Genomic DNA, 19,312 nt, shown 5'->3' with positions numbered 1-19,312 from the left:
AAAACATATCTTCCGCTCCGTTTGAAGGAGCGATAAACTATAATAGATACAGTAATTATTTACCCCATTCAAAGGGATGAGAACGATAAAATGAATGTTCAGTTTGAGGAAGGTCTGTTTCTTATAGCGGCGGCAAGGTTTCACGGGGAACGTACACCTCAGGCGATCGTGCACTTGCTTCGGGGGCGAAAAAATAACCAGGTAATTGCTGATGCTGCTTTGTTTGGTACATCTATGCTGTATGGTGTGATGCAGAGCATATCCGCCGATGATGTACGCAACCGTCTGGATACGTTGATTGAGCGGGGATGGATTGAAGTGCATCCCGGTGTGAAAGAACAGGTATGCTGCTCTTTGGTTGGGGAAGAAGAACTGAAGAAGCGCGAAAAGGCATTTCGCTATGAAGCGTGTCTGAATGCGGTCACATCCGTGCATGAAAAGGTGCGGGCGGTTCGTTTCTGGAAGAAGCTTTCCTTGTTCGTGCAGACGGCTTCACATTTGGCTGAAGGGGAAACGCTGTTTTATCCGGTGGTAGAACAGCGGGAACTGCAGCAGGAAGTAAAAAAGGTACTTCTGGAGAATTCGGATAGACGGATGCTCGTATCGCAGGTTAAGCGGGAAATCACGCGTTGGATGGAAGAATGTAATGAAGAAGAAAGACAGCTTATCCTTCGTCGTTTAAGTGGTAAAGTGCGGGCTGGTCTGACGTATCGGCAGTTGGCAGATACCCTTCATACGGCGGAAGGCGCTGCGGCGCTGCACATTATCCGGTTGGCCGCAGAACAGCTTGCGCGCATGGAATCAAGTTCCTATCCATTGCTTATGAAGCTGGCCGACAGACGGACAGGCGAGGCAGGATTGACTCGGACAGCCCAGCAGACACGCTTGCTTCTTAATAAGGGGTACTCATTTGAGGAAATCGTGCATCGCCGGGGTCTTAAACCGGGTACTATCGAAGATCATCTGGTTGAAATTGCTATTGCAGATCCTGACTTCGATATTCGAAAGTTTGTCTCTCAAGAGAAAATGAAACGAATTCAAGCGGTTATGAGCGAAAAAGGACTGAAAAAAATTAGAGAAATCCGACTTGAGGTCGGTGATGAATATAGTTTTCTTGAAATTCGCCTTGCGTCCGTGCGTGCTTTGCAGGGAGGTGGACGATCATGATTCAAATGAGTCAGGTACAAGAACAGTCGTTGTATAGGGCGCTTACGCGCTATTTTGGACATGAAGAATTCCGTCCTGGGCAACTGGATATTATACGGTATCCGCTTGTGGGGGAGAATGCGCTTGGCATCCTTGCGACCGGCGGAGGAAAATCGATTTGCTACCAGTTGCCAGCTTTAATGCTCGAAGGAATGACGATAGTCATCTCACCCCTTATCTCATTGATGGCAGATCAGGTACGCCATTTACGCCGTCAGGGAATTCAGCATGCCGAGTACATTAATAGTGCACAATCGCCCGGGGAACAGCGGTGGAAATTGCAGCAGGTTATGGATAAAAATGTAAAAATATTATATCTCTCTCCTGAGAAATTACAGCAGGAAGGCTTTTTGGAACAGCTTGCCAGGGTGCCGATTTCCTTGTTTGTTGTTGATGAAGCACATTGTATTTCTCAGTGGGGACATGATTTTCGAACGGATTATCAGCGACTGCATAACTGTATCCGCAAGCTCGGAAATCCTCCAGTGTTGGCGCTGACAGCGACGGCGACCGAAGCGGTACAGCAGGATATTTGTCTTCAGCTCTCGATTCCGATTAAGCATATTGTATTACAATCAGTTAACCGGGAGAATATTTGTTATGATGTTGCATTTGCAGCCGATGAACGGGAGAAAGAGTTGATTTTATTTGAGAAGTTGCGAACACTGAAAAGTCCTGGGTTGGTATACTTCCGTTCGCGCCATGGCGCAGAGAGAGCTTTCCAGCTTTCGCAGGTACGCGGAATCGCCCGCTGCGCATTTTATCATGGGGGGATGGCGGCGGAAGATCGTTTATTAATTCAGCAGCAATTCTTGCAAGGGGAATTAGATATTGTGTTCGCTACGAATGCATTCGGCATGGGAATTGATAAGCCGGATATTCGGTTCGTGCTGCATTACCATACTCCCCCTGATATCGAGTCGTATCTACAGGAAGTGGGGCGCGTAAGCCGGGATGGAGCACCTGGTTATGCCTGTCTGCTATCGACGCCAGATGACGGGTTTCTACCGGGACAGCTCATCGCCGAAGAGTACCCCAATAAGGAGCAGATGAATGGATTTGCAGCGTTCCTGGGAACGTTGCGTGGACAGAAAGTACAGGTGGATGGGCAGGAGATGCTTGCGCGTTGGGGACTTGAAGAACAGCATGTATCTATTCTGCTTTATCATATGGAGAAAATGAGCTGGCTACGTCAGCCCCGCCGTACGAAGGACGGGTGGGAACTTGAGGTTTTAGAGCCGTTTCCGGAGCAATACGTATCTCTCGCCCGCACCGTTTTCCGTCGTCGGGATGAGAGGTATCGCAAGCTGGAAGAGATGCGGCGCTGGCTGATAGAACCGACTTGCCGTAGGGAAACATTGGGAAAGTATTTTTCCCAGGAACACTGTACATCATTGGCCAGTTGTTGTGACCGGTGCGGTATTGACATGGCGCTATACGAGCGTCAGTCGCTAACGGAAGAGGAGCAGCAACAGGAACATTGGGAATGGAGACGGGAATTAGACCGTCTGCTACCCATTCCTTGATAGTAAAGGAGGGGAGAGCGAGAACGAAATGGATCCGCGATATGCACATTTGGATAGCCGAACATTGGCATTAAACGTATATATTTCCCAGGCGATTCTTTTTGCGATTGGTGTGGCTGGGCTGTATTTCTTTTATATTCTTCCCGGAACGAATTGGCAGGCCCGCTTTCTTGCACCGGATTGGATAGAGGTGTTTGTATATGGGACGTTGGTCGCGCTTCTAGTCATTGCAATTGAAATTGTATTAATTGTTTGGCTGCCACCAGAGACATTTGACGATGGTGGATTGAATGAACTGTTATTTCGTGACTTGCCTATCTGGCATATCGCGCTTGTATGTCTCGTTGTAGCCGTAACGGAGGAATTTTTATTTCGTTCGGTGATTCAGCCGGGTCTTGGTCTATGGTGGACAAGTGTACTGTTTGCCCTTGTCCACGTACGTTATCTTAAGAAATGGGTCATGACGGTTGTTGTTTTCTGTATCAGCCTGTTATTCGGATGGCTGTTTGAGAGAACAGGAAACGTTTGGAGTGTAGTCTGGGCGCACTTTCTGGTAGATTTTATCCTCGGATGTTTCGTAAAGAAAGGATGGTTTCTCCCGCAGAAGGAAGGAGAATCTCTCCCAGGGTCGAATACGGAAGAGAGAAACAAAAATGCAGAAAATGGGGATGCCGATGAGCAAGAAACAAGATAGCCATTTCGATCAGGCCGACACCTTGCGAAAAATGGTAGAACAAAAAGAGGCAGAGCAGCTGCCTAAGGCAGGAAAACAACCGGAGAAGATACCTACAGGCACATTGCCGCCACGCAGTTCGGTACATCCGAAGCCGCCTCTGCGTCTTACGTCATACTATATTGCGGGAGCACTTGTATTTCTTGCACTGGGTGGGCTCGTTTTCTGGTGGTACGCGGTGCGCAGCGAACCGTCTGTGGCGCAACCGCAGGCGCAGACGAAAGCGCCATCTGAGCAGAAAGCGCCAGCTAAACCGTCTGTACAGGCCAACAAGCCACCTGCGCCTTCCGTTCCGGCATCTCATCCGAAATCGATTGAAGCGAACAAACCAGCTTCCGGGACAGAGAAGCCAGCCGCCCCTGTCCAGCAGAAACCTCCTGTTAAACCAGCTGCGCCGCAGGCTTCAACGGCAAAAGCCGTGCCTGTTACAAAGCCTGCACCTGCCCCCGTAAAGAAGCAAAGGAAGACTTTACGGCACAGGGTGCAAAAAGGCGATACGTTATACGGAATTTCCGTTATGTATTATGGAACAGGTAAATATCAATACTATCTTGCACGGTACAATGGGATAGAAAAATTGTATGCCGGTTCGGTTATCAAGGTACCGATTCCGCCCCGGTAAGAGAAACAGACGCCAAACGGCGCCTGTTTTTTCTTGTTTTTGGATACACTACAACAAAAGGAAGCGTTGGAAGAAAAGGAGAATGAATGATGAAGCAGACGGAAAATCCGTTAATTGTTCAGGGGGACCGTACGTTGCTCCTTGAAGTGCGACATCCGAAATACAGTGAGGTTCGTGATGCGTTGACCCCGTTTGCGGAACTCGTAAAAAGCCCGGATTATATTCATACGTATCGCTTGACGCCATTATCGTTATGGAATGCCGCGGCATTGGGGTTGCGCGCAGAGACAGTGCTTGACGTATTAGAAAGGTATGCCAAGTTTCCTGTGCCCGCTGCTGTTCGGGATGAGATTAAGCGAACGATGTCAAGGTTTGGCCAGTTGCAGCTTTTCATACGTGAAGAGGAATTGGTGCTTTCGGCAGCTGAACCGCAAATCATGAAGGACATTCTAAGTTATGTATCAATTGCTAACCTTATCGGACGCCGTATAAATGAACGTGAGGCAGTTATACCATCAGCCTGGCGCGGGGCCATCAAGCAATCGTTATTAAAGCTCGGGTATCCTGTACAGGATATGGCTGGATATACAGATGGTGAGCGAGTAGACATGGCTTTGTACGAGCAGCGGGGATTTGTACTTCGTGATTATCAGAAAGCGGCGGTCGATGCATTCTATGCTGGAGGTAGTACATCCGGCGGGAACGGTGTAATCGTTCTACCTTGCGGAGCAGGGAAAACACTTGTCGGCATCGAAACGATGGTTCGGTTCGGCATGGCAACGCTTGTGCTCACCAGCAGTACTGTATCGGTAAAACAATGGAAAAACGAGATGCTCGCCCGCACAACCCTGACAGAAGAACAAATCGGCATGTATACCGGCCAGGAGAAGCAGGTTTGTCCTGTTACCGTCAGTACATACCAGATGATTACGCACCGGTCGGCGGAGTCCGGAGAATTTCCGCATTTGTCGTTGTTTCATGAACGCGACTGGGGCTTGATTATTTATGATGAAGTACATCTGTTGCCTGCTCCCGTATTTCGTATGACCGCCGACATTCAGGCGAAACGTCGACTTGGGCTGACTGCTACCCTGGTGCGGGAAGATGGACGCGCGGATGACGTATTTAGCCTCATTGGTCCGAAAAAATACGAGCTGCCCTGGAAGCAACTTGAAGAACGGGGGTTTATTGCGAATGCAGCCTGCACTGAGATTCGCATTCCGCTCTCTGCTTCCCGTAAGGTAGAGTACATGGGAGCGGGGGAGCGACAGAAGTTTCGTATCGCCGCTGAAAATCCGGATAAGACACCGGTAGTTAAAGAAGTGCTTAAGCGGCATGAAGGAGAACAAATTCTCGTTATTGGTCACTATGTATCACAACTGGAAACATTGGCCCAGGAGTTGAATGCGCCGCTCATAACAGGAAAAACTCCGCAGGAAGAACGAGAGACATTGTACGGAAAGTTTCGCCGCGGCGAGGTTGATACTCTAGTAGTATCACGTGTCGCCAACTTTGCGATTGATTTGCCTGACGCAAGTGTCGCTGTTCAAGTTTCCGGCACATTTGGTTCACGTCAGGAAGAGGCGCAGCGGCTTGGAAGAATTTTGCGTCCGAAAAAAGACGGACGGACGGCGTATTTTTATTCGCTCGTCTCGGCGGAATCGAAGGAAGAGCAATATGCGCACCGACGCCAGATGTTTCTTGTGGAGCAAGGGTATGAATACAATTTGCAGGTAAGGGAACGTACGATGCCATAGCGTAATTATGTAAAACGGGTGAGAACGAACGGTTCCCGCCCGTTTTTAATGTCACGGATTTTTCGGTACCTATTATCTTGTGAAAGCAGTGCATAATGGGTAAACCAAGTAGAGAGTAATTTCTATACTTGAGAAGGAGAGAAGCATCTATGTATGATTGTGCGATTATCGGCGGCGGCATCGCCGGTTTGCAAGCTGCCCTTCAGCTTGGCCGCTATATGCACCGTATCGTGGTTATTGATACAGAAGGAGGTCGTTCTCCATTGGCTCGTCGCTATAGTAATATCCTCGGTTTTCCCGATGGCATTAGCGGTCCGGAACTTCGCGAACGGGGACGAAAACAGGCCAAGGATGTCGGAGTCGAGTTTAACCACGGAAGGGTGAGCCAAGCATGGAACAAGGGCGAAGAATTTGAGTTAGAATTGGAGACAGGGAAGCGTGTTGTTGCTAGGAGGTTATTGATCAGCACGGGGCTAACGGACCGGATTCCTGATGAGATAGAAGGGATAAGGCAAGCGCTTGGTACAGCTGTGTATGTATGTCCTGACTGCGACGGGTATGAAATTAGAAATTTGAAAGCTGTTGTGCTAGGTGCAGGAAATGCAGGAGCCGCTATGGCTTGTGTACTACGGTATTGGACGGATGATTTAACGTATGTGAATCATGAGCCGAAAGAGCGCCCGTTGTCTGAGCACTGGAAAAAAAAGTGTGCCGAATCCAATATAAAGCTGGTAGAAGGTCCAATATTGAAAGTGCAGACAGGAGAAGAAAGTATGCTGTCCAACATTCAGTTGGCAGGGGAGCGAAACATTGAGGCACAGAAAGGGTTTATTGCTTTTGGAGGGAACAAAGCCGAATCAGATATCGCTAAGATGCTTGGGGTAGAACGCTTGGAGAATGGACACATTCCCGTGGACGGACGGACAAAGGAAACAAATGTACGTCATATATGGGCTGCGGGAGACGTAGCAGCGCATTCGCAACTGTTAACAGTTGCTATTGGAGATGGTGCGCAGGCAGCCATATGGATTCATAAAAGTCTTCAAGAATCATAACTGTTTCTGTATCGGTACATTTTAATTTTGTTATATTACAGATGGTTAAGAAATTAGGTTTTCTCAGAAGTCTGGCATGTCCAGACTTTTTGTTTTGTCAAGTATTTAACGTGCAAATAGTGTTAAAATGTACCTGTAATAATGATTTTTATATATCTGTTTTATATCTGTATTAATGTATCAGTAAATTCGGATAAATATATATGGTTAATTAATTAGGCTTAGTAAGCGCTTTTATAATGGAAAAAAGTTAATTTGTTCAAAATTAACAAATTCTGTTGCTCAAAAAAATAATACCTGTTATAATTTCTTTGAATCTAAAATGTTGGACAATTCTAATTTTTTATTTATGTGGAATGGACATTGAAATAATATGGGGTAGCATGTGTTTCAGCTAAAACATACGCCTGTGTGGGTGCTGGAAAATGGGGAGGAATAAAGATGTCAATACTTCCGAAGAAGAATGAACTGGGTTTTTATGAGATTCGACTTGAATCTATCGGAGGGCTGGGAGCGAATCTGGCGGGGAAAATGCTGGCAGAAGCCGGCGTGCTGGGGCTAGGACTTAACGGAATGAATTTTTCCTCGTACGGTTCAGAGAAAAAAGGTTCGCCAGTAAAAGCGTTTATTCGCTTCAGTGACCCGGACGTGGAGATTCGTGCTGCCAGTCCGATTGAGCGTCCGCATGTGGTAGGGGTATTCCATGAAGCGCTCTATAAGACAGTGGATGTTGTTTCCGGATTGGATGCGCACGGCATCGTGCTCGTTAATACGACCCGGGAATTTGATGAGGTGCGCGAAGAACTCCATCTAGAATACGGCACACTGGCCACGATTGATGCACTGGGTATTGCGGTTGAAGAGAAGACCAAAGTAAATACAGCGATGCTGGGAGCCTTGTTCAAAATTTGCGATTTTCTTGATCCGGAAGCGATGCGGAATGTTATACGCAAGACGTTTGAGAAGAAATATCCTCATATGGTTGAACCGAACTTACGCACGTTTGACCGCGGATATCATGAAGTAGCATTCAAGGCATATGAGGTACCGGAGGGATCGACGGGCAAAGAATTCGTTCGTCCACAGCCGATGCTTGGCTATGAAACGCAGCCGCTCGGCGGCGTCATTATCAACCCGGGTAATAGTATCCTGAAGGATTTGAGCGGAAGTCGACAAGGTTTCTTGCCAGAGTATCATGCTGGAAAATGCATCCACTGCGCTGCTTGTGACACGGTTTGTCCCGATTTTTGCTTCGTATGGGAGGAAGGAGCCGATAAGAAAGGCCGTCCGCAGATGTTCCTCTCAGGTATCGATTATCAATATTGCAAAGGCTGTCTAAAATGCGTACAGGCCTGTCCGGTCGAAGCGCTAACGGAGCTTCGTGAAAATATCGGATACGCCGAGGACCACCGTGTGCCGCAAAAGTTTATACTGGCTGCTAATTAACCGGGAAAAGGGGATGGATGACAATGGCGATTGAATACGACAGGGAAAAAGCGGCGCTTACTGCGGCGATAAAAGAAACCATGCCGGAGCAGAGCTTGACGTTTGAGTCCGGCAATGAGATGGCTGCGATGGCTGCCGCGCAAATTAACTATCATCTAATGGGATATTTTCCGATTACGCCTTCTACGGAGGTAGCGCAATATCTTGATATGATGAAAACACGCGGCGAACATGACATCGTACTGATCCCGGCCGATGGGGAGCATGGCTCGGCAGGTGTCTGCTATGGTGCCGCCGCTGCGGGTGGGCGCGTGTTTAATGCGACGAGCGCGAACGGTTTCCTGTATATGCTTGAGCAGTTACCGGTGCAGTCAGGGACACGCTTTCCGATGGTGCTTAACCTGGTTACGCGAGCAATCAGTGGCCCGCTGGATATCCGCGGCGACCATTCGGATTTATATTACGGTTTGAATATTGGCTGGCCGATTCTTTTGGCGCGTGATCCGCAAGCGGTGTACGACATGAATATTATCGCACTTCGCGTAGCTGAGCATGCGGACGTTCGCTTGCCGGTAATGGTGGCATATGATGGATTCTTTACTTCGCATCAGAAACGGCGTGTTCGGTACTTTGCTGATCGAGGCACGGTACAGAGCTTTGTCGGGGAAATGCCGTCCGGGTATGTACATGCGCTTGATCCGGAAAATCCGATTACAATTGGTCCGTACATGAACGACCCAGATTTAATTAACAACAATTATCAACAATCAGAAGCGATGTACCGCGCTGGCGAGATATTCAAACAGGTGGCGGATGAATACGAGAAAATCTCCGGACGTAAGTATGAAGCGCTTGACCTTTATCGTATGGAAGATGCGGAAGTAGCGGTTTTTCTTCTCAATTCTGCTGCTGAAACGGCCAAAGACGTGGCTGATCAATTAAGGGCTAAAGGTATCAAGGCGGGTGTAATTAGTCCAAATATGATTCGTCCATGGCCAGCCAAGGAAATTCAGAAAGCTTGTAAAAACTTAAAGGCAATTATGATTGGGGAACGCGCTGACTCCTATGGTGGGTATGGTGGTAATTTAACTCATGAACTAAAAGCCACGCTTCAGGAGATGAAAGGAAATGAAACTGTTGTGGTGAGCCGTGTTTTCGGTGTCGGCGGCAAAGATTTCTATCATGACGATGCGGAAGCGTTTTTTGACTTGGCCATTGAGGCGGCAGAGTTGGGTTTAGCACAGATTCCATTTGATTACTTCGGGCATACGCCGGGAAATCCTGAACTTGCACCGAAGCGGGTACTTGCGCCGCTCCATGGGGATGCTTTCAAGTCAGGGCTCATTCAAGTGACACCGAACGAACAAACGGGTAAACTGAATGTCAAAATTCCGCCGCTGCGTGCGCTTACTGGCAAGCCGAAGCGTATTGCGCCAGGTCATGGAGCTTGTCCAGGTTGCGGTATTTTCCCTGGATTGGAACTATTCTTTAAAGGTATCGAAGGGGATATTGTCGTACTGTTCCAGACTGGCTGCGCAATGGTAGTTACGACAGGGTATCCGTATAGTTCGCATAAGCAGACGTACATCCATAATCTGTTCCAGAATGGTGCGGCCACATTATCAGGTGCTGTCGAGATGTTCTATGAACGCAAACGTCGGGGTGAGATTCAAGTAGGTGATGATTTTACTTTCGTTATGGTAACAGGGGACGGCGGTATGGACATCGGCATGGGACCAGCTATCGGTACGGCGCTCCGCAATCATAGAATGATCGTGCTTGAGTACGATAATGAGGGATACATGAATACGGGAAGTCAGTTATCCTATTCTACGCCAATGGGGCATATGACATCTACTTCAGGTGTTGGTAAGGCGCAGGGTGGAAAAACGTTTCATCATAAAGATACGGCCCAAATTATGGCGGCAACGAACATTCCATACGTATTTACAGGTACGGAGGCATTTCCACAGGATTTGCTGAAAAAAGCGGCCAAAGCTCAATGGTATGCACAGAATGCCGGTATGGTATATGGCAAAATTCTCATCGCCTGCCCGCTTAACTGGAAATCGGCCGACGAGCAGGGCCAAACCATTGTGGAAGCCGCAGTCAATTCTTGTTTCTTCCCGTTGTATGAAATAGAGAATGGTATTACGAACATCACGTATGACCCAGAAGCGAGGAATAAGCGAATCGAAGTACAGGATTGGCTTTCACTGATGGGCAAAACAAAGCACATGACTAAGCCGGAATACGCCGAGATGCTAACCTCCTTCGCCGGAGAAGTTGAACGCAGATGGCGCCGTCTGAAAGCGAAGCATGAGAATGAATATCTATAAGAAAATCAGGATATCACATCATGGTGCCTGCTTTATTTCTTCCAGGAAGTAAGGAAACACTATGATGAATAGGGCCCAGCACGTACAAGTGACGGGTCTTTTTTGTTTGTCTGTAATATTCTTTGTCCTTCGTTTATATAGTAGGAAGGAGGGGAACAAAGCGAATTTCACAATTTATTTTTAAGTAGAGTATGGTAAAATACAGAAGGATAGCGGCAGTTGAAGGGGGAAGCAGTCTGGTGGATGATAGAAGCTGGGAAGAATTCCTGATCCCTTATGAACAAGCGGTCGAGGAATTGAAGGTGAAATTTAGGGGTATTCGTAAAGAATTAAAAAAGAGAAATGAATATTCGCCCATTGAATTCGTGACAGGTCGCATCAAAAAGATTTCAAGCATCTTGGAAAAAGCGAACAAGCTAGGCATTCCGTTGGATCGGCTTGAGGAAGTCGAAGACATTACGGGTATTCGGATTATGTGCCAGTTTGTCCAGGATATCGACCGGGTAGCGGAATTGGTCCGCCAGCGCAGTGGCAAAGATATGACCCTCGTCTACGAAAAAGACTACATAAAAAACGAAAAGCCGAGCGGCTACCGCAGCCATCATATTATCATTAAGTATCCTGTGCATACTTCGCAGGGAGAAAAAGAAATACTAGCCGAAATCCAAATACGAACGCTGGCGATGAACTTTTGGGCGACCATCGAGCATTCGTTGAATTATAAGTATGAAGGCAACATTCCCGAAGATATAAGAGAACGTTTGCGTACGACGGCTGAGGCTGCGTATCTGTTGGATACGGAGATGTCGGAAATTCGTGACGAAATCCGCGATGCTCAACAGATGTTCGAGTATAAATCAAATATTGTTTCGCGGATTTTGCAGGGGATTCAGAATCTATATCAACGCGGCTTTGTAGTAGAAGCAACAGAATTCCAAAATGAGTTTCGCCAGATGCGAGCGCGTGGCGATGTAAGCGAGCTCCGTCAGCTTTCACGTACAATCCGGGCGAAGATTCAAGAGGTCAGGACACGCGAGTAGGGGTGCGTGTCCTTTTGTTCATGGATAAGAAACGATCTGTCGTTTCTTCCGATTGTATCACTTGAAAAACTCGCGAGGTGTGTGCCAAACGTTGCTTGCACAGTAGAGCTGCATAAGGGTAACTAAGGCGGTTGCCTGCGCGATAGCTTGGCACCAGCCAAGTTTTCTTTATCCTGTGTGGAGCGCATGGTACGGTAGACGAAAAAGACCGACAACTGTCTCCCTCATAAAGATGCCCAGATGCTTTGTCGGTCCGTCTGAAGTAACGCAAAGCGGCTGTTTGGCTTCTGAGTGGAAAAAGGATGAGCGGCAACACCCGCGATTTTTTCTTAATCATAGTGTGCAAATGAAGTGTCCATACTATGAAGGTAATACAATCGATAGAGGAGGAAATGCACATGTTGAATCGAGACGAGATCAAGGAATACTGCGAAGATGAACCGAACTCCTACGGCACGGGCATGCTACTTTCCTTCATTATTGGAGCCGTCATCGCTATCATGATGGTATGGGGCATCTCTATGCTTGAGGTATGAGGCGTAATACGGCGTCTGACGGGCGTAGTCAGGAAGGACCGTAAATCCGAATGCGGAAGACGGTCTTTTTGTTTTTAATACCTTGTACCTTGCTTTCACTCCGTGTTATCATTAAAAAAATCCCATTATTTCTTGAACAAAAAACAATCCTGTAACGTATTCTAATACTACCACCGAATTTGCGGAGGGAGGGGTCATAATGCGCGTTGAACGTCTAAATCAGGATAAAATAAGGATTTTCTTAACATTCGATGACCTGATTGAACGGGGAATTGAAAAGGATGATATGTGGCGCGATATACCAAAAGTGCACGAACTTTTCAATGACATGATGGATCAGGCTCAAGACGAAGTGGGTTTTACAGTGAACGGACCCGTAGCCGTCGAAGTTTTCTCCCTGCCGGCTCAAGGCATGGTTGTAATCGTAACGCGGGGTAAGACCGAAGCGCATGATGACGCTGAGGATCTGGACTACGATGACATATATGAAATGCAGGTTACGTTAGAGGAGAGCGATGATGTGGTCTATGTGTTCTACGATTTTGAGCACCTGATTGAACTAGCCCATCGAATCAATTCTAAAGTAATCGACGGGGGAAGTGCATACGCTTATAATGGGCGTTATTACCTCGTATTTGAAGAAGTCGATTTAGCGAAAGATGAATATAACGATTTCATAGCGGTATTGTCTGAATACGGTGAAGCTTCCACGCTGACTAAGCATGTTCTGCAAGAATATGGCAAGGTCGTTGTGGATAGTGACGCGGTGAAGGTTCTTTGCCGTTATTTCGACTAACTCGCATAGTATGAAGCGCATGGCATGTTGCCATGCGCTTTTCTGCTGTTATAGAGACTTGCCACTTTGAGGTTACGAGACCAGGCAGAAGTGGTAAAGAACTAAAGATATGCAAAATTTCTTCGATCGCGTCACAATAATAGAGAAGAGGGAGAGTGGAACGGTTGAAAAGTACTGAAGAACCGAACCTTGCACCAAGCCTGTCTAATATGAATCTTGAAGAACTTGTCAGTTACTATGAAAACAGCCTGTCACCTAACGCCATCTCATTCTTGAAGCGTAAGGGAATTGAATTGGAAACAGCCGAGAAATACCACATTGGATTTGAGGGCCCTCAGATTGGATTTAACGCCTCGCAGAGCAAGCTGAGCGGCTATTTCACTAATCATCTTGTATTCCCGATTTATAATGAGACGGGTCATGTGGTTGATTTGCTGGGACAGCCAATTCAGGAAGTGAAGCCGCACAATAAAATGCTGCTTGGAAAAACCGATATTTTCTTCAATCAGGCCGCCATTGAAGAAGCGGATGAGGTAATGCTATGCCGTGACGTGTTTGACGTGCTGACACTCGAGCAGGCAGAGATTGCTGCTGTATGCGTACCGGAATATAACGTGTTTAAAGAAGCGCATGCCGAGCTTTTAAAAGGAAAACGCGTATTTATTTGTTATCCGAATGATGAATCAAGTCGACGTGAGAGCAAACGGATTCAGGAGATACTACAGGGTAAGGCCGACGAAGTGTATACCCCGTATTTGCCAGAAGGCATCCGCAATATCAATATGTTTTTTAATGAAATCAAGGAGCCGAAGCTAAAGTTCATGCGGCTTTTAAGGCAGACGGTAGAGGAGACGATTAAGGAACCCATCGCCTCTGATGCCAAAAATCTGGTTGTGTTCATGGAAGAATATTGTCAGCGTTATAAGCATGAAGTGAATGGAATAAAAACTGGTTTTCCGGAACTTGACGATTTGCTGCTCGGAGGTATGCGTGGTGGATTGTACATGATTCAGGGCTACGTATCAAGCGGTAAGTCCATGTTTATGCGTCAGGTAGCGGATCAAATCGCGCAACAGGAAATTCCGGTTGTTTATGTGACATGGGATATGACAGCATTTGAGCTATGGGCCCGTTCGATGGCCCGTGTCCTTGATGTATCTACGGAAGAAGTATTGACAGGACAGGTGGAAGCAGAAAAAGTTCAGCAGGCGAACCAGGAGTACAAGAAAGTCGCTAACCACTTATTCACGATTGAAGGGAAATTCGAGACGTCTTTGTATGATATTGAGGATTGTGTGGAACAAATAACGAAATCGCTCGGCACGGCTCCGGTAGTATTTATTGATCATATCCAGCGTGTACCGGTACGTGACAAAGACGGGCGCTTAATGCCGGGAGGAAATGAAGCATTAGTAGCATACATGCTTCATCAATGGTCACGAAAGTGGGATATTCCCATTGTGGTTTCCTCGCTAAAAAGTAACGATGAGAAGGATGAAATGCCGGTGACGGTGGAGGCCTCAGTCGATGTACTGCTCGTATTTGAGCGAAGTAAAGGCGAGCGAGAGCATAAGCAGGAGGAGATTATTATTCGTATGCATAAAAATCGTAACGGCTCGCTGGGCAAGCTTCCATTTTTATTTAATAAAGAAAAAGCCAGCTTTACACCTTCCAAAACGTAAAGGAAAGAGTTATACTTGCTATGTCTTGACAGACTTATGAATTTTTTCGAGGTGGTAAAAAATGGGAGAAAAAGACGTGGTAACCGAATCGACTGTTCCTGCGAATGGGAGCGCAGAACAGCAGCAAGAGAGTCTGGATGTGCTGAAGTCAACACAGACGGTGATTGCTGAAGCCCTTGACAAAATGGGATATCCGAAAGAGATGTATGAGCTCTTGAAGGAACCAATGCGCATGTTCACTGTACGTATCCCAGTGCGGATGGATAATGGCGAGACGAGGGTGTTTACTGGTTACCGGGCTCAGCATAATGATGCGGTTGGGCCAACAAAGGGTGGTGTTCGTTTCCACCCGGAAGTATCAGAAGGCGAAGTAAAAGCGCTTTCGATTTGGATGAGCTTAAAGTGCGGTATCGTTGATTTGCCGTATGGCGGCGGTAAAGGTGGTATCATCTGCGATCCGCGTGAGATGTCGTTCCGTGAATTGGAGCGCTTAAGCCGTGGGTATGTACGCGCTATCAGCCAAATCGTAGGACCGACAAAAGACATTCCGGCGCCGGACGTATTCACTAACTCGCAAATTATGGCGTGGATGATGGATGAATACAGTCGTATCCGCGAATTTGATTCTCCAGGCTTTATCACAGGCAAGCCGATTGTGCTGGGCGGATCGCAAGGTCGTGAAACCGCGACGGCTAAAGGCGTAACGATTTGTATTGCAGAGGCGGCCAAGAAAAAAGGCATCGACCTGCAGGGTGCGCGCGTTGTTGTACAAGGTTTCGGTAATGCGGGTAGTTTCCTCGCGAAATTCATGCATGACGCCGGTGCGAAAGTCATCGCTATCTCCGATGCATACGGTGCATTGCATGACGAAAACGGCCTAGACATCGAATACCTGTTGGATCGTCGTGATTCATTCGGTACGGTAACAAAACTGTTCAACAACACAATTTCCAACAAAGAATTGCTTGAGTTGGACTGCGATATTCTGGTGCCAGCCGCAATTGAGAATCAGATTACGGCATCGAATGCGCATAACATCAAAGCGAGCATCGTGGTTGAAGCAGCGAACGGACCGACAACACTGGAAGCGACCCGCATTCTGACTGAGCGAGGCATTCTGCTCGTTCCGGACGTGCTGGCGAGCTCCGGCGGGGTAACTGTATCGTACTTTGAGTGGGTACAGAACAACCAGGGCTACTACTGGACGGAAGAAGAGGTAGAATCCCGCCTGCGCGAAGTGCTTGTGCGTGCGTTCGACAATGTATATAATACGCACGTATCACGCGATGTAAATATGCGTCTGGCCGCTTATATGGTAGGCGTACGCAAGATGGCGGAAGCAAGTCAGTTCCGTGGTTGGGTATAATCGTTGAAATAAACGAAAAAAATCCTCTACAATATAGTTTGTGGAGGATTTTTTTGTTCTTGGACTTCTAAACTACAAATACATACAGTACATACAGAGCGTTTAAAAACCTTAATTCAAGCGAGAGTGTATATTGTAATACATTAAGTCGAGAAGAGAGCTAGAAAGCAAATTAGAGGGGATTATGTTCGGCTAAAGGTGATTGCTACTTATAAAGTGTATTACTTATCAAGGATGAGCATCATATTACAAATAAAGTTCTATCTTAAAATCAAAATAATGATACAATAAATTCGCATAAAGCCATAATAATCTTTTTTCAAATTAATGGAGGGTTAAATGCGTAAAGTAGTTTTATTAACCACAGGTGGAACAATTGCAAGCAAGGCAAATGAAAAAGGAATGTTATCCTCTGGAGAATTATCTGGTCAAGAATTAGCTGATATGTGTAATTTGCCCAAAAATATAGAGGTTGTTGTTGATTCAGCCTTTCAATTACCTTCTATGCATATAGGGTTTAATGAACTATTGGAATTAAAAAGTCATATTGAGGAAATTTTTAAAGATGAATCAATTGATGGTATTGTTGTCACTCATGGTACAGATACTATGGAGGAAACAGCATACTTCTTGGACTTAGTTATTAGCGATGAAAGAACCGTTGTTTTAACTGGTTCACAACGCTCATTAGAGGATCTAAGTAATGATGTTTATATTAATATCAGACATGCTATTTACACTGCCTGTGATGAAACGCTAAGAGGCTCAGGAGTAGTTGTTGTATTTAATGAGCGTATATTCTCTGCTAAATATGTAAAGAAAGTTCATGCATCTAATATCCAAGGATTTGATGTATTTGGTTTTGGATATTTTGGCATTATTGATAATGATGTAGTGAAAATTTATCAAAAACCTGTATGCAATGAAAGCTTTAATATTGTTCAAGAAATCCCTCCAGTTGATATCATAAAATGCTACATTGAAGCAGACAGTAAATTTATTGATGCAGCAGTTCAAAGTGGTACAAAAGGAATTGTCCTTGAAGGAGTAGGTAGAGGACAAGTTGCTCCTAAAATGATGGATGGTATTGAACGGGCTATAAAGAGTGGTGTACAAGTAGTTGTTACTACAAGTGCAGAAGAGGGACATGTTTACACAACTTATGATTATCCAGGAAGCGCATATGATCTTTACACAAAAGGTGTAATTTTAGGAAAAGATTATGATAGCAAGAAGGCAAGAATGAGACTTGCTGTACTTCTGGCAAGTGACATAGATGATATTAAAGAAGTGTTCTGATTAGCGAGGGGGAGGAAATCAAGTCCTCCCTTTTTTATTATTAATGAGCTTTATCCTTGCCCATAAGGGACATTTTGTCATTTACATATAGGTAGCAAATACATGCCTTTACATCTCCTAAAAATCCTCTGTTAAAAACAACAGGGGATCATTTTTTGTTTAGTAGTTATTAAAACAGTCAATAAAGAAAAGTTCAGTAAAACAGTTCTAAAAGATAAAAAACTAACTCCAAGATAGATAAATTTGATCTAATAAATTTATGTATTAATAATAAGCTCTCAATGCCTAAAGCAAGTGAATGCAAAGAATTCAGCAATATATGTCGTGTTAATGGTGTGTGTTAGTTCTTTGTTAAGAAAAGATGCTACTTCTTCGTTTTATATACCTGAAAGAATGATGTATAATCAAGCGAGGAGGTAAATTTATGAAAAAATGGTGGGTAATTTGGTTTTTTAGTATACCAATCTGTTTATTTTCATATCTCTATTCCTTTTTTATTACAGGGAAAATTTCATATTTATCTCAATCTGAATGTAAGCCCATGTTTATATTTACTCCTCAAGATGTACAGTATTGTTCTGATGTTTATCCGATTGACGTGTTTTTAATTTCTTTAAGGGAAGAGCCTCTTTCATATGTCTGTATTATTTCTGGGCTGTATTTTGTAGGGTTTCTGCTTTATAAGGTATTAAAATTGGTAAAGAATGAAAATTAGACTTCACTTCATTAAGCAAGTCAATCAAAAAGCTTAACAGGCTTTCTGGTTCTAATTATAAACCAGTTAAATCGTCATTCCAATTTGTCCCTACTAACAATTCATCCTTATCCACATCAACAAGCCAGTCATACATAAACTCTTCAAGTGGGATAGTCTCTAATACAAAGGCCGCTAAGTTTTCCTTGGCACATCGACGTACATAAGCTTTATCAGAACAAAAAGCATGACCTGTGTGTCTTCGTTTTCATTAGATTCGCAGACAAACTAGCCCTCTGTTGAATGCAGTCCCCAAACGGTTTTATTTTGAATAACCTTCTCAATAAATTTTTCTGTTCTTCTCTGCGACTTTACTATTAAATCAAAATGTGCCAGCCCTTTGTTTCCTACTATGTTGTTATATATATACATCTGATTTGATACATCAACAAATTTTTATGGTGAGAGGTAAGAGAAGAAGGAAGGGCGGTGGGCGGGAGCGGTCGGAAAATGACACGCTGGCCTTTCTTCTGCCGGATCGCAGGGCGCATCCAATCTCTTCTTTTTTCCGAATCTCCTACTTCCAACCACGCTCCCCTGTCAAAATATTAAGTGTGATTTATATAGTTCCGTTTAGGCGAGTTGCTTTTACTATCTATTCAAAAGCATCAGGAGAGAATATGAATAGGAAGCTGTACAGATTATAGGATAAAATATAAGTATGGAGGGAGAGATTATGAGAGGCAGACCAGAAATAAAAATAGAAACAGAAAAGATTTATAAGACAAAGAAGAATCCAAATGGAATGTTTGTAGCACGGCTTATCCAGATACCTAAAGAAGAAAAGTTAGATATTACTCTGGTCATTCAAAATCGCAAAACCAAACAGATTATTTATAAAGAGGTCTTGGTAACAACAGACAATCATTATCATTCCTTTCGTCTTGCACGGGGGAATATTAAATGGGTCTCCTTGAATACGGTTGCGGTATGGGATGGGCTTGGTCATAAATTAGTGGAAGTAACAGCTTTAACAGGAAAGGAAAATTATCGTATTTCTGATGAACATTATGCATCAATTGCAAAATTACTACTAAAGCTACCTAGAGGAACAGTTGTCGGGCAAATCAATGATGAATTGGTGAGCATTAAAGTAGAATAACTAGTAAAATTAATGAAATGGTTAGTGTGGATAAAAGATTAACCTTATCGAAA

The 19,312-nt window shown here is 45.1% G+C and carries 16 protein-coding genes and 2 pseudogenes; 17 read left to right on the top strand and 1 reads right to left on the bottom strand.

The annotated features are described in order from the left end of the window. Positions 1–90 precede the first annotated feature (90 nt). The 15 genes from AF333_RS24070 (at position 91) to AF333_RS24005 (ending at position 18,118) form a co-directional block, all read left to right on the top strand. Positions 91–1,167: a helix-turn-helix domain-containing protein gene (locus AF333_RS24070; protein WP_043067975.1), complete on the top strand. Its 1,077-nt coding sequence runs from the start codon at positions 91–93 to the stop codon at positions 1,165–1,167. Beyond that, positions 1,164–2,732, top strand: coding sequence for a RecQ family ATP-dependent DNA helicase (locus tag AF333_RS24065; RefSeq protein WP_052812333.1), 1,569 nt, complete (start codon positions 1,164–1,166; stop codon positions 2,730–2,732). Before AF333_RS24070 ends, AF333_RS24065 begins: the two co-directional genes overlap by 4 nt. A gap of 28 nt (positions 2,733–2,760) precedes the next feature. Further along, positions 2,761–3,426 carry a CPBP family intramembrane glutamic endopeptidase gene (locus AF333_RS24060; protein WP_052520554.1) on the top strand — a complete coding sequence of 222 codons (666 nt, stop codon included), beginning with the start codon at positions 2,761–2,763 and terminating at the stop codon, positions 3,424–3,426. Then, entirely contained in the window at positions 3,407–4,087 is a 681-nt protein-coding gene (locus tag AF333_RS24055) for a LysM peptidoglycan-binding domain-containing protein (RefSeq protein WP_043071084.1), read from the top strand. Before AF333_RS24060 ends, AF333_RS24055 begins: the two co-directional genes overlap by 20 nt. Before the next feature lie 86 nt (positions 4,088–4,173). Continuing rightward, positions 4,174–5,844, top strand: coding sequence for a DNA repair helicase XPB (locus AF333_RS24050; protein WP_043067973.1), 1,671 nt, complete (start codon positions 4,174–4,176; stop codon positions 5,842–5,844). Positions 5,845–5,993: 149 nt separating this feature from the next. After that, positions 5,994–6,899: an NAD(P)/FAD-dependent oxidoreductase gene (locus AF333_RS24045; protein ID WP_043067972.1), complete on the top strand. Its 906-nt coding sequence runs from the start codon at positions 5,994–5,996 to the stop codon at positions 6,897–6,899. A gap of 441 nt (positions 6,900–7,340) precedes the next feature. Then, positions 7,341–8,345: a 2-oxoacid:acceptor oxidoreductase family protein gene (locus tag AF333_RS24040; protein WP_043067971.1), complete on the top strand. Its 1,005-nt coding sequence runs from the start codon at positions 7,341–7,343 to the stop codon at positions 8,343–8,345. Positions 8,346–8,368: 23 nt separating this feature from the next. Then, a complete protein-coding gene (locus AF333_RS24035; RefSeq protein ID WP_080787918.1) occupies positions 8,369–10,684 on the top strand; it encodes a thiamine pyrophosphate-dependent enzyme in 2,316 nt (771 codons plus the stop codon). A gap of 239 nt (positions 10,685–10,923) precedes the next feature. Beyond that, positions 10,924–11,724 carry a GTP pyrophosphokinase gene (locus tag AF333_RS24030; RefSeq protein WP_043067969.1) on the top strand — a complete coding sequence of 267 codons (801 nt, stop codon included), beginning with the start codon at positions 10,924–10,926 and terminating at the stop codon, positions 11,722–11,724. 398 nt (positions 11,725–12,122) lie between these two features. Continuing rightward, a complete protein-coding gene (locus AF333_RS33945) occupies positions 12,123–12,260 on the top strand; it encodes a hypothetical protein (protein ID WP_158502513.1) in 138 nt (45 codons plus the stop codon). Between the two features lie 199 nt (positions 12,261–12,459). Beyond that, positions 12,460–13,056, top strand: a complete 597-nt coding sequence (locus AF333_RS24025) for a genetic competence negative regulator (RefSeq protein ID WP_043067968.1) — start codon at positions 12,460–12,462, stop codon at positions 13,054–13,056. 164 nt (positions 13,057–13,220) lie between these two features. Continuing rightward, positions 13,221–14,738, top strand: a complete 1,518-nt coding sequence (locus AF333_RS24020) for a bifunctional DNA primase/helicase (RefSeq protein WP_139188830.1) — start codon at positions 13,221–13,223, stop codon at positions 14,736–14,738. A 61-nt stretch (positions 14,739–14,799) separates the two neighbouring features. Beyond that, a complete protein-coding gene (locus tag AF333_RS24015; protein WP_043067967.1) occupies positions 14,800–16,104 on the top strand; it encodes a Glu/Leu/Phe/Val family dehydrogenase in 1,305 nt (434 codons plus the stop codon). A gap of 339 nt (positions 16,105–16,443) precedes the next feature. After that, positions 16,444–17,403, top strand: coding sequence for an asparaginase (locus AF333_RS24010; protein ID WP_043067966.1), 960 nt, complete (start codon positions 16,444–16,446; stop codon positions 17,401–17,403). 424 nt (positions 17,404–17,827) lie between these two features. Beyond that, a complete protein-coding gene (locus AF333_RS24005) occupies positions 17,828–18,118 on the top strand; it encodes a hypothetical protein (protein WP_043067965.1) in 291 nt (96 codons plus the stop codon). 55 nt (positions 18,119–18,173) lie between these two features. Here the strand turns inward: AF333_RS24005 and AF333_RS37740 are convergent. Further along, positions 18,174–18,329, bottom strand: a pseudogene (locus tag AF333_RS37740) (DUF2750 domain-containing protein); the annotation flags it as partial. A 205-nt stretch (positions 18,330–18,534) separates the two neighbouring features. Here AF333_RS37740 and AF333_RS36280 point away from each other — a divergent pair. Further along, complete coding sequence (locus AF333_RS36280) at positions 18,535–18,804, top strand: hypothetical protein (protein WP_235496920.1); 270 nt, start codon at positions 18,535–18,537, stop codon at positions 18,802–18,804. 29 nt (positions 18,805–18,833) lie between these two features. Next, positions 18,834–19,166: pseudogene (locus AF333_RS24000) on the top strand (hypothetical protein); the annotation flags it as partial. Between the last annotated feature and the right edge of the window lie 146 nt (positions 19,167–19,312).

The organism is Aneurinibacillus migulanus, assembly GCF_001274715.1.
GTDB classification, from domain to species: domain Bacteria; phylum Bacillota; class Bacilli; order Aneurinibacillales; family Aneurinibacillaceae; genus Aneurinibacillus; species Aneurinibacillus migulanus.
This window is presented reverse-complemented; position numbering and strand designations above follow the sequence as displayed.

Excerpts from the sequence above, each read along its gene's own strand:
- AF333_RS24070 (WP_043067975.1), top strand. The coding sequence starts at position 91 with ATGAATGTTCAGTTTGAGGAAGGTCTGTTTCTTATAGCGGCGGCAAGG.
- AF333_RS24005 (WP_043067965.1), top strand. The coding sequence starts at position 17,828 with ATGAAAAAATGGTGGGTAATTTGGTTTTTTAGTATACCAATCTGTTTA.
- AF333_RS24015 (WP_043067967.1), top strand. The coding sequence starts at position 14,800 with ATGGGAGAAAAAGACGTGGTAACCGAATCGACTGTTCCTGCGAATGGG.
- AF333_RS24025 (WP_043067968.1), top strand. The coding sequence starts at position 12,460 with ATGCGCGTTGAACGTCTAAATCAGGATAAAATAAGGATTTTCTTAACA.
- AF333_RS33945 (WP_158502513.1), top strand. The coding sequence starts at position 12,123 with ATGTTGAATCGAGACGAGATCAAGGAATACTGCGAAGATGAACCGAAC.
- AF333_RS24055 (WP_043071084.1), top strand. The coding sequence starts at position 3,407 with ATGAGCAAGAAACAAGATAGCCATTTCGATCAGGCCGACACCTTGCGA.
- AF333_RS24035 (WP_080787918.1), top strand. The coding sequence starts at position 8,369 with ATGGCGATTGAATACGACAGGGAAAAAGCGGCGCTTACTGCGGCGATA.
- AF333_RS24040 (WP_043067971.1), top strand. The coding sequence starts at position 7,341 with ATGTCAATACTTCCGAAGAAGAATGAACTGGGTTTTTATGAGATTCGA.
- AF333_RS24050 (WP_043067973.1), top strand. The coding sequence starts at position 4,174 with ATGATGAAGCAGACGGAAAATCCGTTAATTGTTCAGGGGGACCGTACG.
- AF333_RS24010 (WP_043067966.1), top strand. The coding sequence starts at position 16,444 with ATGCGTAAAGTAGTTTTATTAACCACAGGTGGAACAATTGCAAGCAAG.
- AF333_RS24060 (WP_052520554.1), top strand. The coding sequence starts at position 2,761 with ATGGATCCGCGATATGCACATTTGGATAGCCGAACATTGGCATTAAAC.
- AF333_RS24065 (WP_052812333.1), top strand. The coding sequence starts at position 1,164 with ATGATTCAAATGAGTCAGGTACAAGAACAGTCGTTGTATAGGGCGCTT.
- AF333_RS24045 (WP_043067972.1), top strand. The coding sequence starts at position 5,994 with ATGTATGATTGTGCGATTATCGGCGGCGGCATCGCCGGTTTGCAAGCT.